Source organism: Pseudomonas sp. NFXW11 (assembly GCF_049887815.1).
Classification (GTDB): Bacteria; Pseudomonadota; Gammaproteobacteria; order Pseudomonadales; family Pseudomonadaceae; genus Aquipseudomonas.
Genome location: NZ_JAGEKI010000027.1, coordinates 14,687 through 30,992, shown reverse-complemented (window position 1 = coordinate 30,992; position 16,306 = coordinate 14,687). Strand labels below are relative to the sequence as shown.

Genomic DNA, 16,306 nt, shown 5'->3' with positions numbered 1-16,306 from the left:
TGCTGCGCCGGGGCCCGAGCTATCGAGCCGCGGCGCGGTGGTTCGCCATCAGAGGTTGAGGGCGAACTTGAGGTAGCCCGGATACACCTGGAGCCAGTCGTCCTGGAAACGGTGGCCCTGATCGTGTTCATGGCTCTGCAACTGATTGCCGGGCTCCAGGGCCTGTTGCGTGGCGGCGGTGAGCTTCTGGTTGCTTTCATGCTCCTGGGCGCCGTGGACGATGACGATGCGCTTGTCCCGAGCCTTGGACTCGGCGAAAGGAATCCGGTAGCCACCGGGCGACAGCAACAGCGCGCCGCTGTAGTGCTGCGGGTATTCGGCGATCAGGTGCGATGCATGCTCGGCGCCCTGGGAGAAGCCCATCAGGGCGATGCGCGAGCGATCGATGCGGGTCTGCTTTTCCAGCTTGTTCAGCGCCGCGCTGACCGCTTCCTGGGTCGGCGCCACCGACTTCTGCTTCCACATGAACTGATGCTCGTCGCGCTTGAGGGTGCCGTTGATGCCCACCAGCACGGCTTTTTCTCCCAGCAGGCTGGCGCGCATATCCAGGTCGTCGCTGCCTTCGGTGCCCAACCCCGACAACCAGACCACCACTGGCCAGCCCGCGGCCGGGGCCTTGCCCTGGGGGATGCTGAAGGCCGCCAAGCCAGCATCCTTGGCCTTGGCCGGGTAATTTTTCTCGGCGGCTTGCAGCAGCTTCTTGTAGGCCGGGCTCTGCTGCAGGCCTTGCAGTTCGTCGTCCTCCTTGAGAATCACCAGTTGCCAGAAACCCCTCTCGCGGGCCTGGTCGAGAAGCTCGGCGGCGCGCTGGTTCTTGTTCATGGCCGCCAGGCTGCCAGCGGCCTGATAGGAAGCGAAGGCATTCTTGGGGTCGAGGCGGGCGGCGGTCAGGTAGTAGGCCAGGGCACCGGCGTAGTTGTCGTGCTGGCTCTTTTCATTGTCCCCGGCGTCGATGAAGTCCTGGGGCGAGGCGTCGTCCAGGTACAGATTGGCCATGGCCGCCATGCCCTGCCAGCGGCCCTTGGCAACCTCTTGCGAGTCTTCTGCGTGGGCGCCGATGCTGCTCAGGGTGAGGATGGAAACAACGGAGAGAAACGACAGGGGCAGGCGTACTGCGGCCGGCAACGACATGACTGGAAGTCCTTTTTCAGAGAGATACGCCCCGGGAGCCTGCCCGGGGCGGCGCGCAGCTTAGCATGGCTTTATGCCGGCTTCGATGGCCGGCAAGTCGAGCAGGCTCGCTGGTTGCTGCGGGTTCAGTCGCTCTGGTCGGCGGTGGAGATCACTTCGTCGATCTTCCAGCAGCCCTTGTCCTTGATCATGCGCACGTCGACCACCTGGGTGGTGTCCGGGGTGCTGCCCAGGGTCACCTGTTCCTTGGCACTGGAGCCCTGGATCTGTGGTTCGCTGACCTTGATCTGGGTCAGCCACTCGTCCATGTAGTCCTGGGCCTTGAGGAAGTAGTCTTCTTCCAGGCCGTCGGGGCTGGCCATCTGCTTCTTGATCTTGGCGATCAGCGACTCCGAGACGTACTGCTTCATCTGCGGGGCGTTGTCGGTGATAGGGTCCTTGTCCTGGCTGTAGCTTTGCAGGTACCAGCTGTAGAACGCCTGGGTCGCGGGCTTGGGCGAGCTGGCGCAATCGGCCAGGGCGAGCGGCTGGTGCAGGGCGAGCGCGGCCAGCAGCGAGCAGAAAAGCATTCTCATGGGGAACCCCTTACGGATGGCGATAGATTTTGTAGTCGGGCTTCTGCACCCGGTAGGAGTGACCCGGGTAGAAACCATGCAACTGCTTGAAGTCTGACACCCAGAGCTTGCCGTTGAACATCGCCATATGGCCGTGAGGGTGGCCGGGAATCGGCTGGATGATCACCACGTCGCCCGATTGGGGCGCCTGGCCAGCCGGCTGCTCGACAAAGCCGGCGGAGGTCAGGGAGGAGCCGAAGTCCTTGGCCGAGTGCTTGCGGTGCAGAATCACGCCACCGCCACCGGCTTCGATCGCCTGTCGGGTGTAGGCCGCACAACGGCCGGTACTGCCCGCGTGGGCGTGGCTGTTCAAGTGATCGATTGCGGCTTCTTTATTCCACATGCCTGGTCATCCGTGAGTCCTGAAGAGCGGCGATTTTATTCTCGTGCAGGCTAGGCGGAAATACTGGCTAAATGCCCTGTTATGAGATCCAAGGGAAATGCACTAAGGTACTTCCAGAGTCGATGAGGTGTGACGACTTGGCAGGGCGGAGAGGTGTTGCTTGCATTGTCCGATGCGGCTCATTGCCGTATATCGTCGTGTTGCTAGCACCACATGTTCATTTTTTTTGAAATCTGTAACATATTGTCGCTCAACATGTCTCGGTAGACTGCGGCTCTATCGAATAGCGTAAAAAATTAGCAGTTTATAGGTGATTTTTAGACGCTTAGCATGGGTTGCTAAAATTTATGAGAAACAACCCTGTTACGAAAGAGAAATTGGAGTAAATAAGAAATCATCTTATTAGGCGGAGGGACGAAGAATGAAATGGGTCAGATGAATTATTTGTCTCGCGAACGTTAAATGACGAAGTGTTCAAGTGTGGCTTGTCGTAATGGTCGTTGTACATGCTCTGGGTGTTTTAATGTATTCATGGATTAAAGCCAAAAGTAGTGAAAAAGGAGACTTGTGAATAATCATTCTCTGCATTCTTTCGATGAGCTTCGCGAGGCTTCGTCTAGCGATTGCGATGGTGCAAAGGTCGCTATAATGATGTGTTCTTTTAATGGTGTTTCATTTTTAAAAGAGCAACTCGATTCATTTGAGCGGCAGCATCATCGGAATTGGGAATTGTATGTGTCAGATGACGGCTCTCAGGATGATACCTTAGAGCTTATTAAGAGGTGGGGTTGCGAGCGAGTTAAGATTTTTGACGGGCCCAGGAAAGGGTTCTCTGCAAACTTTCTTTCTCTGACCTGTCGGGAAGAAATTAATGCGGACTATTATGCTTGGTCCGATCAGGATGATATATGGAGGCAGGAGAAGCTTCAGAGAGCACTGAGTTATCTGCAAAAGGTTCCTGCAAATGTACCGGCTCTGTATTGCGGACGTACTGAACTAGTTTCTGAAACTGGCTTACATGTTGGTTACTCTCCAAATTTTTCTCTTGCGCCACACTTTAATAATGCACTGGTTCAAAACATTGGTGGTGGTAACACTATGGTGTTCAATCAGGCTGCGCGTCTTCTTCTTCAGAAAGCCGGGGGAGATGTAATCGTCCCTTCCCACGATTGGTGGGCTTATCAACTAGTCTCCGGTTCCGGAGGGGTCGTTCTATATGATTCGGAACCTATGGTGCTGTACAGGCAGCACGGCGATAACTTAATTGGTGCCAACTCGAGTTGGCTCGCAAGGCTTCGGCGCTTGCGCATGATATTTAAAGGCCGTTTTTACGAGTGGAATGGACAAAATATTATTGCACTTGAGTCAATGTTTTCTTGTTTAAAAGATGAGCATCGAGCGACCCTGTCTCGGTTCAAGAATTTGCGCAATAAGTCACTTTTTGCCAGGGTGTTTGGCTTTTTTCGCCTCGGCTTGTACAGGCAGACACTGATGGGGAATTTGGGTTTGGTTCTTGCGGTGTTGCTGAAAAAAATATGAAAGCATCAAAGTGAGTTGTTGGTGTCTGAGTTTTCTGGAAGGTGCAACTGTATGGAGGCGTTCAATGCAGGTGTTTAGTTGTCTTTCTGCAGCTTTTGGCTTATTGTCGGGGCATACATTGTGCTGGAGATTTAAAAAGTGAGATCGTTGGTTTCTTGTTTACGCTTTAGGCGTTTCTTGGCTTCTGACTTTTCTCTTGAAGTTTATGGCGCTTTTGGAGTTAGAAAATACTCAGGTTTTGGTGGCGTCTCGCAGGGCTCCATTGTTCGAGTGGCAGGTGCTTCGCATTCTTTCTAAAGAGACATGTTTATATGCGTGGTCGTCTTGTGCATAGCGTTATGATTTTTTCGTGTATTATTCTATGTCTGTATAGTAGGTTCGGTGTCAAGGTAGGCTTGGGTCAAAGTATCCTCTGGTACATTTCGGTGCTTGGTAGTCAGTTGCCTATTAGGGCTTTACCGGTATTTTCTGCCAGAAACCCACAAGTCGGTTCATTTGCCAGGACGGAGCACTTCATATGATTCCAGGTCCACAATCATCTATAAGGCGGGAAATCAGCCCTGATACTGTTCCTTCTGGATCCTTAGCAGCATTGATAAAAAGTCTGTGGCTTCATCGGCAGTTGATCGGGCAAATGACCAAGCGCGAGGTGCTTGGACGCTATAAAGGTTCGGTTATGGGGTTGGCGTGGTCTTTTATAAACCCTATTTTTATGCTTGCGGTGTATACATTTGTCTTTTCTGTGGTGTTCAAGGCTCGTTGGGGAGGGGGAGGGGGAGAAAGCAAAACCCAATTTGCGTTAGTGCTTTTCACAGGGATGATTGTGCATGGTTTGTTTGCTGAGGTGCTCAATCGAGCGCCCAGCCTGATTCTTTCTAATGTGAATTATGTAAAGAAAGTCGTTTTTCCATTGGAGATTCTGCCCGTCGTCAGTATGGCAGCAGCTCTGTTTCACAGCCTAATTAGTTTGGGTGTGCTGCTGGTCGCCTTTACCTTATTCAATGGCTTTCTGCATTGGACTGCCATTTTTATCCCCTTGGTATTACTACCTTTGGTCATCCTTACTCTTGGCCTGGCTTGGATACTGGCATCCTTGGGGGTATTTTTACGTGATGTGGGCCAAACCATTGGTCTTCTAATGACAGTGATGTTGTTCCTCGCTCCAGTTTTCTATCCGATAACGGCTTTGCCGGAAGACATGCGGTCTTGGATCCTGCTAAACCCAATCACTTTTATTATCGAGCAGACAAGAGAAGTGCTTATATGGGGGAAGGGGCCAAGCTGGGCTGGGCTATTTATCTACACGGTAATAGCTAGCGCTATAGCATGGATAGGTTATATGTGGTTTCAGAAAACTAGAAAAGGTTTTGCTGATGTCCTCTAAGATTGATAAGTCCACTATATCGGAGTTATCTCTTACTTTATCCAATCTAGTGTGGCATCAAGCTAGTGTCACTCGCGCTCGCCGTGAAGCAAAAAATGGGCATCGTGGTGCGATCATTTGGTTTGCTGGGTTATTTGGTTCGGGGAAACCTACATTGGCCCATGCTATTGAGGAGTTTCTGCACCTACATGGTTGTCAGACCTTTGTCTTGGATGGTGACAATGTGCGCCATGGACTCTGTAGTGATTTGAGTTTTTCAATGCAGGACCGTCAAGGAAATATACGTCGAATTGGCGAGATGGCGAAACTTTTTATAGAGACGGGAACTGTTGTTCTGACAGAGTTAATTTCTCCCTGCCGAGCTGATCGTGTTAGAGGAATGGTTGAACGTAATAACTTTATTGAGGTTTATTGTAATGCACCAATTGAAGTCTGTGGGTCGCGCGACTTAAAGGTGATGTATAAGAAAGCGCGTGCCGGAGAGGTTTTGGGTTTACGGATGTCTCAGCTTCAATTGAAATTCCTATGGGGCCGGAAATTGTTGTGAGTAGCGGAGCGCTCGAACTTGATGCATGTGTGCATCAAGTTATCGATAAGATAACTTGGTGTTTTTTTCTTTAGAAAATTAAAGAATTACAACTGGCATAAAATATGAACGATATCGCCATAAGCGTTAGTAATCTCAGTAAATGCTATCAGATCTACGATTCGCCACGTGACCGCTTAAAGCAATTTTTTATACCTCGGTTGGGCAGGTTTGTTGGCTGCGCAGCTAAACAGTATTTTCGTGAATTTTGGGCGCTAAAAGACGTCTCGTTTGAAGTAAAAAGAGGCGAAACGATTGGTATCGTTGGTCGTAATGGAAGTGGCAAGTCAACCTTGTTGCAAATGATCTGTGGTACGCTCAGTCCGGAAGTCGGAACTATACAGACCTATGGGCGGATTGCTGCCCTGTTAGAGCTTGGCTCGGGTTTCAATCCTGAGTTTTCTGGACGCGAGAACGTCTATATGAACGCCTCGGTACTTGGTCTGACAAGAGATGAGATAAATTTACGTTTTGACGAGATTGCTGCATTTGCTGATATTGGGGAGTTCATAGAGCAGCCTGTTAGGTCGTACTCAAGCGGAATGATGGTGCGCTTGGCATTTGCAGTTGCAATAAATGTTGAACCCGATATTTTGATTGTTGATGAGGCGCTTGCAGTTGGTGATGCTGCGTTTCAGCGCAAATGTATGAGAAAAATTAATGAGCTGAGCGACAGCGGCGTTACGCTTTTGTTTGTTAGTCACGATATAGAAACAGTAAGAAAAATATGTAGCCGAGCAATTTATTTTAATCGCGGTGTGATGCTTGGTATAGGTTCAGCTAAAGACATTTGCATTGAGTATGAGCGTGACTTGTTTGGCGCTGCGAAGGGAGTTGATGCATCCTCAGCCAACGACGTTGATAAAGGCGAGCCGTCTGAATGTGGTGCGCTAGATCCGGAGCTGCTTTCGGTTAGCGAAAAAGTTTATGGAGATGGTCGTGCTCAAATATTTGATATTGAAATAACGAATGAATACAAACAAAGAGTAAATGTACTAGAGTCAGGTATCGATGTGTTTATATCATATCGTGCAAGATTTCTCGAAGCTTCAGAGTTTCCTGTATTTGGAATGATGCTGACCAATCGAGAAGGTGTGTGCGTATTTGGTACCAATACGCAAGGGCAAATACTCTCGGCGCGCCGTTATTCTGCTGGCGATGAGCTTGTAGTTAAGTTTCACCTTACCAATAATCTTGGGCCAGGAATTTACTACCTAACGTGTGGGATTCATTCTGGTGAAGGTGACGAAGGCTTGATTTACTTGCAGCGACGCATGGACGTGTTGATGCTGAAAAGTATAGTGTCCGAAGGTTTGAGTATTGGAGGAACCTCTAATCTTTATCCTAGAATTGAAGGGTTTTATGCTGGGGGCGGTTTGTAATGACGGAGATGAAAGTGGAAGGCTCAGTTGTGAAACAACCCGTTATCTTCGTGCATTCGTTGTTTCGCTCGGGCAGCACATATCTATACAACGTGCTTAAGCGTACTGGAAAGCTTCATGTCTATCACGAGCCGATGCATGAGATGATAGAAACTCTTCATGAGTCCTGGGAGGCGTTGGCCGATCGAAGAGATGAGTTGAAGAGTATTTTGCGTCACGGTTTTTTGGTTGGAGGATATTTTGATGAATTTTCTCATCTGCTACCAGAAATCAAAAAAACGTTTGACTCGAGCTTAAGCTTTGGTAGTTATTTTATTGGGCAAGATGATTCTGATTCTAAACTAAAAGCATATATAGACCTCCTGCTTGAAGGCGCGCTTAATGCTCCGGTGCTACAGTGTACTAGAACTGTGGGGCGAATCGGTTGGTTAAGAAAAAACTACGATTCAAGGCATGTTTTCTTGCTTCGGAATCCCTGGTGCCAATGGTACTCATACAAGTCAGATCCATATATTTCGGTTACTCCGCGATTGATTTATTCGCAAGAGAGAATTCCGGCGGTTCTGAGTGATGTATTGAATGTTAGGGGGATTTTGCCGTTAAAGGGTGATAGCGTACAGGCGAAAGTTGCTTTTGCGTTTGAGAATCCAATTTCTCCGGCTGACGATTATTTCCTTTTCTTTGCTATTTGGCTTCATTCTTTTTTGTCCGGAACACAAGAAAGTGAAGTTGTTATTGATATGGATGCATTGAACTCAAATGTGACCTATCGAGAACAAACAATCAATAACTTGGCGGGTGTGGGTATTACATCTGTCGATTTCTCAGATGTCAATTTGCATCGTATTGTTTTTTCTCTTCGGGAATTAGCTACCTATAGCGTCATTGAAGATCAGGTTATTGAGATTTTTAGGAGGCATGAATACAGCGCTGAGGTTTTGGCTAAAGTATCTGGGTATCTAGCAATAGAGCGTCGTGTGACGTTCATATCTGATAAGGCGCTTAGTGAGCCTGCTTCCGGAGTCCTCGAGGACGCATATAGGATGCGGGAAGCGCTGTTTGCACGCGACGAGCAGAGCTCTAAGTTGATAGCCCGGCTTAATTTGGCCCTGAATCAGGGTAATTTACAGGTCGATATGCTGAGTCAGTTTGTGACCGAGCGTGACTTGGAAATTCAGCGCCTTAGTCAGACTGTTGCTGAGCGTGATCTAAAAATTATTGGTTTTAATGAAGCCTTGGCTGGTCGAGGCTTAGAGATCATTAGTCTTAATCAAGCTATTGTTGAGCGTGATCTGCAGATCAATGATCTCAATGGTATGGTAAGCGAACTAAGTTTAGAGATTGACAATCTCAGTCGTGCTCTGGTAGAACAAGTCGATATTGTCAATGCATTTAAACGAAACTCTTCAGGGAAAGATAAAGGCCTCCTTTCGAAAATGAATAGCCTATTAGCAAGCGCAGGGAGTAATGGCATGGTGCAGGAATTAAGTTCTGTGGCCGGAGCTGAAGCGTTTTTTACTATTTGCTCTAAGAATTTTTTAGCTCATGCGCGAGTGCTCTATAATTCAGTACGCCCGCATTATCCTGACGCTAGATTTTTTGTCGTGCTGTGTGACCGTGTTGATGGGATGTTCGATCCGGCAAAAGAACCTTTTGAATTTATCTTTCTTGAAGATTTGAATCTTCCAAATCTTTCCGATATGGCGGCGCGCTATAATATTACCGAGTTTAATACGGCGGTCAAACCTTTTGCTTTCACGCATCTATTGAAAAACTTCGGTTTCGGTTCGGTGGTATATCTCGATCCGGATTTATATTTTGTAAATAAAATGGAGGAGTTAGATCTACTACTTCATGATGGCGCCGAAGCAGTATTGACACCACACATATTGCAGCCAGCCGAGAATGACGAAGTTCATGATGGAAAGATGCTTCTGTTCGGTATCTACAATCTTGGCTTTCTAGCTTTGAGGAACACTCCTGCTGTACTCACTTTTCTTGCTTGGTGGGGAAGGCGCCTGGAACGTGATTGTGTGATCCGTTTGGAGGAGGGGCTGTTTGTCGATCAGAAATGGGCAGACTTGTTACCTGCCTTTGTCCCTGGAACAAAAGTCATTCATCATCCAGGTTATAATGTTGCATATTGGAACCTTCCACAGCGGAAAATTGTACGGGATGGCGAACGTTGGCTGGCAAATGGTGAGGCGTTACGTTTCGTGCACTTTAGTGGCAATAAACTTGACGACCTGAAGGTATTCTCGCGCCATAGTCAGCAAGTTACGATAAATAGCATTGGCGATTTGCGCCATTTACTTGATACCTACCGTGAGGAGGTTTATGCACAGGGCCATGCGTTTTATCGTAAGTTTCCATATGCTTACAGCTGGAATGGAGAGGCAGGCGTTAACCTGCATACGCCATCGCAGCTAGATTTAGCCGCATCAACTGTCAGTGCAGAAGTTTCATCGCCGCCTATACATAAAGAGCCTCAAGGTACCTTGAGTCATTTCATGCGGCGTGTGACCCTCATTAAGCAAGCAGCACCAATAGCCAAACAGCTTTCAGGTGGTTGGGGCCCCTTTGCCCAACGGGCTTGGCGTGCTTATAGATTGCATGGCTGGCATCACGTTAAGGTGAAGGCTCTTGAGCTTACCAGATATAGAGTGCCGCCGACTCTTAGGAATAATGACGTTATACGTGCTGAGCAGATTGGTTCCGTATCTCCTCGTCTGTTATATCTCGACTGGGCAATTCCCAAACCTGATCAAGATGCCGCTTCAGTAACTGCAAAGTTGCTGATGGAGATTTTCGACTCCCTGGGTTATAGGGTGACTTTTATTCCTTGTGGACTTAAGTATGAAGAAGGGTACTTTGAGGAGTTGGTCGCTGCTAACGTTGAAGTGATTGTTTATCCTGAAATTACTTCTGTTCGAGATTGGCTGGCAGAGAATGCCCGTAATTTTGACGTTTGTGTACTTGCTCGGGGGCCAGTTGTCTGGCCTTATTTTGAAACAATCAAGACTCATGCTCCGAATGCGCGGTTGATCTTTAATACGGTTGATCTCCATTATCTAAGAGAGCAGCGACAGGCAGAGTTGACAGGAAATAAGAGTGCGTTCGAGGCCGCACTCAAAACTCGTGATCAAGAATTCGAGCTGATCGAAAAGTGCGACCTGACGATACTTTTAAGTCAAGAAGAAATGTATACCGTACGTGAGGTCGCTCCTGAGGCTTCGGTAGTGAACTTGCCAGTTATTTTTAGCGATATACCTGGATCAAAATCATCATATTCCGAACGAAGTGATATTTTGTTCATAGGTAGTTTTCCTCATCAACCTAATATTGATGCGGTTCTGTATTTTGTCGAGTTCGTATTTCCTATTGTTCGTCAAAACATCCCAGATATACGCTTCAAGGTGATTGGTGCTAATCCTCCCGAGTCTATTCGACATCTTGCTGAAGTACCTGGTGTCGAAATTCTTGGTTTTGTGAAGGATCTTGAACCGATCTTCTCGGAGATTCGCCTTTCTGTAGCGCCGTTGAGATACGGTGCAGGTATCAAGGGCAAGATTGGTACCAGTCTCTGTTACGGGGTTCCTTGCATGGCCACTCCTATTGCCTTGGAGGGAATGGGGCTGGTTAATGGCAAAAACGTGCTTGTGGGAGAAACCCATGAGGAACTTGCTGAGGCTATTTGCAGAGCCTACTCGAATGAAGAGTTGTGGAATGAACTGAGCCGGGAAGGACATCTTTTTGCGCTGAATAATTATTCTGTTTCAGTCATTCGAGACCGGGTTGAGAGTTTGCTATCGGCTACAACCAAAGGCTGGAAGCAGATCCAGTCTGCCGTAGAACTAGACGGCTGGGATGCTTTCCAGAAACACTCGAAACGGCTGGAGAAAGAATACCAGCAACGTGAACTGGTTGAGCAGTCTCTGCTTCCAACAGACGGTTCCGCGTTTTTTAGATCCCCCGGGTTCTGCTGCACTTGCGGTAGAGCAACAAACTTCCTTACAAGTTTTATGTACTCGACTGGGAAAACTCCTGATGGTCGAGAAATGCCGAATTGGCGAGAGCACATGCAATGCGAACACTGCGGTTTGGTCAATCGCATGCGTGCAGCATTGAATGTCATGCACACATATGCCACGCCTTCTTCAAGCAGCAGGATTTATATTACAGAAAGGCTGACAGCGACATATCGCTGGCTGGAGGAGCGCTATGAGAACCTGCAAGGCAGTGAGTACTTCGGGCATGAGCACGTACCCGGAACGGAGGTGAATGGGATAAGGCATGAAGATGTGATGAACTTGAGTTTCAAAGAGGGTTCATTTGATTTGGTGCTCTCATTTGATGTCTTGGAGCATGTCCCTGATCCTGACAAGGCGTTTGTGAGGATCTATAGCGTGCTTGATCAGGGAGGGATGTTTATTTTCTCGGTACCGTTCTCTTCTGAGTGCAAAGCAGATTTGATACGAGCAACCCTTCAAGATGACGGAACTATTGAACACCATTTACCTCCGGAGTATCACGGTAATCCTGTCGATCCCGAGGGTGGGGCACTATGCTTCCGATACTTTGGGTGGGACATGCTTGAAAGGCTAAGGGGTATTGGATTCAAGAATGTTCGTTGCCTTGCCTATTGGTCTCAAGAACAGGGATATCTTGGGAAGGAGCAATACCTGTTTTTAGCGGTTAAGTAAATTACTAGCGCCGCTTACTAAATAGGTTGCTGTAGCGGTGGTTTATTTGTCGATGAGGCTCTAGTGGTGCTGTCGTCTGATCTCTTGCTTTTCGGGGCAGCACCAGGAAGTTTATATTCTAATAAATAGTAACCACCGCTATTTTAGGATCTTGATGTCGCTGACTTTCTTCTGTTTATTTTTAGGAGCTTTGCAAGAGTTTTCATACTAATAAACAGTGCTGGAGTTTCAGGGGCTGATGTAGTGCAAGAACTCGAGAGATAAGATATGACCCTAAGAATATTTGTTGTTGGTGCCTCAGGATATATAGGTAAGGCTTTGCACCAGGCTGCAAGCGCAGAGTTTGAGGTGTACGGAACGTCATCTTCTAAGTCCGGAGAAATGCTTGAATTAAGCTTGGGCGCACCTGATGATTTTGACTACGAAGTTATTGGGTCCAATGACATTGTATTCCTGACTGCTGCAATATCGGCACCGGATATTTGTGCGCGAGAGTATGAGTATGCGCGATCAGTGAATGTGGTTGGTACCTCTGAGTTTATACGCAGAGTTATTGCGCGCGGTGCGCGTCTAGTTTTCTTCTCCAGCGATACTGTTTATGGTGAACAGGATTTTGTTTTTGATGAAAAAACAGAAACTCGGCCTGCCGGAGAGTATGCCGAGATGAAGTGTGAGGTGGAAAACCTTTTCTTGGCTGACCCGCTTTTCAAGTCGGTTAGGCTTTCTTATGTTTTTTCAAGAGAAGACAAATTTACAAAATACCTGACAAACTGCGCCAAAAAGGGAGAAGAAGCAGAGTTGTTTCATCCTTTTTATAGAGCGGTTGTTCATCGTGATGATGTTGTTGAGGGCGCTCTGGCTCTTGCTCGGCGTTGGAGTGAACTTTCTTATCCTATTATTAATTTTGCTGGTCCGGAGATTATTTCCAGAGTGGAGTTTGCGGAACGCTTGAAATCATCTTCACTGCCAGAGCTGGAGTATAAGGTTGTTGAGCCAGACAGCGTTTTTTTTAAAAATAGACCTAGAATGATTTCTATGTCATCAGGGATTTTTTGCCAACTCCTTGGGCGCCCTGCCCGCAGCCTGTCTGAGGCTGCGGAAGTTGAGTTTTCATAATTTTAAACTTTTTGAATTTTCAGGGGCAGTAAATGACTAAGAAGATACTGATCACAGGTGTTACTGGGCAAGTGGGCTCCCAGTTAGCTGATTATGTTCTGGAAAATACAGATTATGATGTAGTTGGTATGATGCGGTGGCAGGAGCCAATAGATAACCTGTCCCATCTGGTAACTCGAATCAATAATAAAGATAGAATCAGTCTAGTTTATTCTGATCTGAACGACTATGCCTCTATTGCAAGAGCGCTTTCTGATCTAAGGCCGGATTTTATTTCTCATCTGGCCGCTCAGTCATATCCCAAAACGTCCTTCAATATTCCTATTGAAACACTGCAGACCAATATTATTGGTACGGCAAATCTTCTTGAAGTAATTCGGCAGCTTAAAGAAACTGATGGGTATAACCCAGTGGTTCATGTCTGCTCTTCAAGTGAAGTTTATGGCAAAGCTAAACCTGGGGTTCCTTTAGCAGAAGATACTCCTTTTCATGGTGCTAGCCCCTATAGCATCAGTAAAATAGGTACGGATTATCTGGGGCGGTTTTATGGCGAAGCTTATGGAATTCGAACCTTCGTAACCAGGATGGGGACTCACTCCGGTCCGCGCAGAAGTGATGTCTTTTTTGAAAGTACAGTTGCAAAGCAAATAGCATTAATCGAGGCCGGGTATCAAAAGCCGTTCATTAAGGTTGGGAACCTTTCCAGTACACGAACCTTTCAAGATGCTCGTGATGCGGTTAGGGCTTACTTTCTACTGCTTGAAGCTAGTGAGCGCGGTGGGGTTTCTCCTGGCGACTATTTCAATATCGCGGGAGAAGAGGTGTTCAAGCTACCTGAGGTTATTGAGTTGCTATTAGGGATGAGTACTAGAAATGATATCGCGGTTGTTACTGATGAAGATCGGTTACGACCGATTGATGCGGACTATCAGATGTTCGATAACTCGAAGATCAGATCTGTAATTGATTGGAAACCGGAAATTCCAGCTCGACAGATGTTTAGTGATTTATTGAATCATTGGCGGAATGAGGTGAGTAAAGGAAAAATACCTTTGAACAGATAGTCTGGCTATTTGTTTTGGATTGATTTTAAATTGTTTTAATGTTTGCTGAGCATTATTTATGATTATAAGAGCAAGGGCACCTCTTCGACTTGGTTTGGCCGGAGGAGGCACGGATGTTTCCCCTTATTGCGATATCCATGGTGGCTATGTTTTGAATGCTACTATTGATCGCTACGCTTATTCTGTGATCAAACTACTGGATGAGCCTGTCGTTCGCTTTCTTGCTTCTGATCTGCAAACCGAGAAGGTCAAGAGTATTTCTGAACCTTTGGTTCTTAATGGGAAATTGGATCTACACAAGGCTGTCTATAACCATATGGTGCAGCACCATAACGGTGGTAGACCTATTCCTATGGAATTAAGCACCTACTGTGATGCACCAGCAGGTTCTGGCTTAGGCTCCTCTTCTACACTAGTTGTCGTAATGATTCGTGCATTTGTAGAGTTGTTGAACCTGCCTCTGGATGACTACGCCATTGCGCAACTCGCTTATAAGCTAGAACGTGTCGATTGTGGGTTGCAAGGTGGGAGGCAGGATCAATACTCTGCGACTTTTGGCGGATTCAACTTCATGGAGTTTTATGCCGGCGGCAGCACAATTGTCAATCCATTGAGAATTAAGAACTGGGTGATCTGTGAGTTGGAGGCATCACTTGTACTATTTTTCACTGGTGTCTCGCGTGAGTCAGCTAAGATCATTGCTGACCAAAGCGCTAGTGTCAATTCTGGAAGTATTGATGCGTTAGAGGCAATGCACGGAATAAAAGCCGAAGCACTGGTTATGAAAGAGTGCTTGTTGCGGGGGGATTTCGAAGGACTGGTCGAATCTATGCGCTTAGGGTGGGAGAATAAGAAACGCTCGGCGAAAACTGTATCTAACCCCCATATTGATGAAGTTTACAATACAGCCATGAGAGCAGGTGCGCTGGCTGGCAAGGTATCAGGTGCTGGAGGGGGAGGTTTCATGCTTTTCTTTGTGCCTACAGAAAAGCGTATGGAAGTAATTAGGGCGTTGAAAGAATTCGATGGGCAGATTAGCAACTGTCATTTTACAAAACATGGAACACAAGCTTGGCGGGTCTAGCAGATATATTTTTCCTAGGCTGGCCATTGCGTTGGAGTAGATGATGCGAAGCTATATCGTTAAAGAGATAAATGAAGCCCTGAGAGTCCAGCAGACTATGCTGGAAAATACCTTGCTGTTGGAAACTTTGGAATATGCTGCTTCAGCCTGTATAAAGTCTTTTCAACAGGGAGGGAAGATAATTCTTGCAGGTAATGGTGGTAGTGCAGCTGATGCTCAGCATATCGCTGGAGAATTTGTTAGTCGTTTTGCCTTTGATCGCCCGGGTTTGCCTGCGATCGCCCTGACCACCGACACTTCTATATTGACGGCTATTGGCAATGATTATGGCTACGAAAAGCTCTTTGCCCGGCAAGTGCAAGCTCATGGTCAAAAAGGCGACGTATTTATTGCTTATTCGACATCAGGTAAGTCTCCAAACATTGTATTGGCGCTAGAGGAGGCTCGTGCACGAGGGTTGGTTTGCATTGGGTTGACGGGCAATCGCGGCGGTCCAATGCATGAACTTTGCGATCACCTCTTGGAGGTTCCAAGCCCAGATACACCTAAGATCCAAGAGGGGCATTTGGTCTTGGGTCATATACTGTGTGGTTTGGTAGAACAAGAACTTTTCAAGGTGGTTGGGTGATGGACGCAATAGTATTGGCTGGTGGTTTCGGTACTCGGTTGCGGGAAGTTATACCCGATGTTCCCAAGCCTATGGCACCTATTGCAGGAAGGCCGTTTCTCGAAATTCTGCTGAGTACTCTTTCTCGCAAAGGATTTAAGCGTGTAGTTTTATCGCTGGGATTTATGGCCGATAAGATTTCGGGTCACTTCGGCGAGAAGTTTGCAGGCATGGATTTGACCTATGTCGTCGAAGAAAAACCGCTAGGTACGGGGGGAGCAGTACGTCTTTCACTTACCCAATGTCATCAGGATCATGTTTACATTTTCAATGGTGACACCTTTCTGGATTTAGATATTGGTGCGCTTGAACAGCACTGGCAACGGCATAAACTCCCGATTATTGTTGGGCGAAAGGTTGCCGATACGGGGCGTTACGGGCGTTTGTTAGTAGTTGAAGATCGGGTTCAAGGCTTCACTGAAAAAGGACAAGCAGGACCAGGCCTGATTAACGCTGGGTGTTATGTGCTCAACCGAGGTCAACTAGACCATTTTCCGTTGAATACTCAATTTTCGCTTGAAGCTGATTATCTGGCTAGTGCGGTGACTATTCAGCCATTTGATTTGTTCAGTACTGATGGGCAATTTATTGATATTGGTATTCCAGAAGACTTCAAGCTTGCGCAGAGCCTGCTTGCGGGAATAGTCTGAATTTTGGTTTGACGATAAATTCCGGGCATCTTCAGATGCTTAA

The 16,306-nt window shown here is 47.2% G+C and carries 13 protein-coding genes; 10 read left to right on the top strand and 3 right to left on the bottom strand.

The window, feature by feature from the left end; translation table 11 throughout:
- Positions 1-48: 48 nt before the first annotated feature.
- The 3 genes from J4P02_RS28805 to J4P02_RS28795 all read right to left on the bottom strand — a co-directional run bounded on the left by J4P02_RS28805 (position 49) and on the right by J4P02_RS28795 (position 2,088).
- Positions 49-1,131 (bottom strand): dienelactone hydrolase family protein, encoded by a 1,083-nt coding sequence (locus tag J4P02_RS28805; RefSeq protein ID WP_426196789.1) that lies wholly within the window; start codon positions 1,129-1,131, stop codon positions 49-51.
- 125 nt (positions 1,132-1,256) lie between these two features.
- Positions 1,257-1,706 (bottom strand): DUF3828 domain-containing protein, encoded by a 450-nt coding sequence (locus tag J4P02_RS28800; protein ID WP_426196787.1) that lies wholly within the window; start codon positions 1,704-1,706, stop codon positions 1,257-1,259.
- A 10-nt stretch (positions 1,707-1,716) separates the two neighbouring features.
- On the bottom strand, positions 1,717-2,088 hold the full coding sequence (locus J4P02_RS28795; RefSeq protein WP_426196785.1) for a CHAP domain-containing protein: 372 nt from the start codon (positions 2,086-2,088) through the stop codon (positions 1,717-1,719).
- A 567-nt stretch (positions 2,089-2,655) separates the two neighbouring features.
- Here J4P02_RS28795 and J4P02_RS28790 point away from each other — a divergent pair.
- The 10 genes from J4P02_RS28790 (at position 2,656) to J4P02_RS28745 (ending at position 16,263) form a co-directional block, all read left to right on the top strand.
- Complete coding sequence (locus J4P02_RS28790; RefSeq protein ID WP_426196783.1) at positions 2,656-3,627, top strand: glycosyltransferase family 2 protein; 972 nt, start codon at positions 2,656-2,658, stop codon at positions 3,625-3,627.
- 553 nt (positions 3,628-4,180) lie between these two features.
- Positions 4,181-5,011, top strand: a complete 831-nt coding sequence (locus J4P02_RS28785; protein ID WP_426196857.1) for an ABC transporter permease — start codon at positions 4,181-4,183, stop codon at positions 5,009-5,011.
- Positions 5,001-5,558 (top strand): adenylyl-sulfate kinase, encoded by a 558-nt coding sequence (gene cysC / locus J4P02_RS28780; protein WP_426196781.1) that lies wholly within the window; start codon positions 5,001-5,003, stop codon positions 5,556-5,558. Before J4P02_RS28785 ends, cysC begins: the two co-directional genes overlap by 11 nt.
- A gap of 104 nt (positions 5,559-5,662) precedes the next feature.
- The gene (locus J4P02_RS28775; RefSeq protein WP_426196780.1) at positions 5,663-6,979 is read left to right on the top strand and encodes an ABC transporter ATP-binding protein; all 1,317 of its coding nucleotides are present in this window, start codon (positions 5,663-5,665) and stop codon (positions 6,977-6,979) included.
- On the top strand, positions 6,979-11,682 hold the full coding sequence (locus J4P02_RS28770; RefSeq protein ID WP_426196778.1) for a glycosyltransferase: 4,704 nt from the start codon (positions 6,979-6,981) through the stop codon (positions 11,680-11,682). Before J4P02_RS28775 ends, J4P02_RS28770 begins: the two co-directional genes overlap by 1 nt.
- Positions 11,683-11,949: 267 nt before the next feature.
- A complete protein-coding gene (locus J4P02_RS28765) occupies positions 11,950-12,798 on the top strand; it encodes an NAD-dependent epimerase/dehydratase family protein (RefSeq protein ID WP_426196776.1) in 849 nt (282 codons plus the stop codon).
- A gap of 32 nt (positions 12,799-12,830) precedes the next feature.
- Positions 12,831-13,862 carry a GDP-mannose 4,6-dehydratase gene (locus J4P02_RS28760; protein ID WP_426196774.1) on the top strand — a complete coding sequence of 344 codons (1,032 nt, stop codon included), beginning with the start codon at positions 12,831-12,833 and terminating at the stop codon, positions 13,860-13,862.
- 58 nt (positions 13,863-13,920) lie between these two features.
- Complete coding sequence (locus J4P02_RS28755) at positions 13,921-14,946, top strand: dehydrogenase (protein ID WP_426196772.1); 1,026 nt, start codon at positions 13,921-13,923, stop codon at positions 14,944-14,946.
- 43 nt (positions 14,947-14,989) lie between these two features.
- Positions 14,990-15,574: a D-sedoheptulose 7-phosphate isomerase gene (locus J4P02_RS28750; RefSeq protein ID WP_426196770.1), complete on the top strand. Its 585-nt coding sequence runs from the start codon at positions 14,990-14,992 to the stop codon at positions 15,572-15,574.
- Positions 15,574-16,263 (top strand): nucleotidyltransferase family protein, encoded by a 690-nt coding sequence (locus J4P02_RS28745; RefSeq protein WP_426196768.1) that lies wholly within the window; start codon positions 15,574-15,576, stop codon positions 16,261-16,263. The genes J4P02_RS28750 and J4P02_RS28745 overlap by 1 nt, the downstream gene beginning before the upstream one ends.
- The last annotated feature ends 43 nt before the right edge of the window (positions 16,264-16,306 follow it).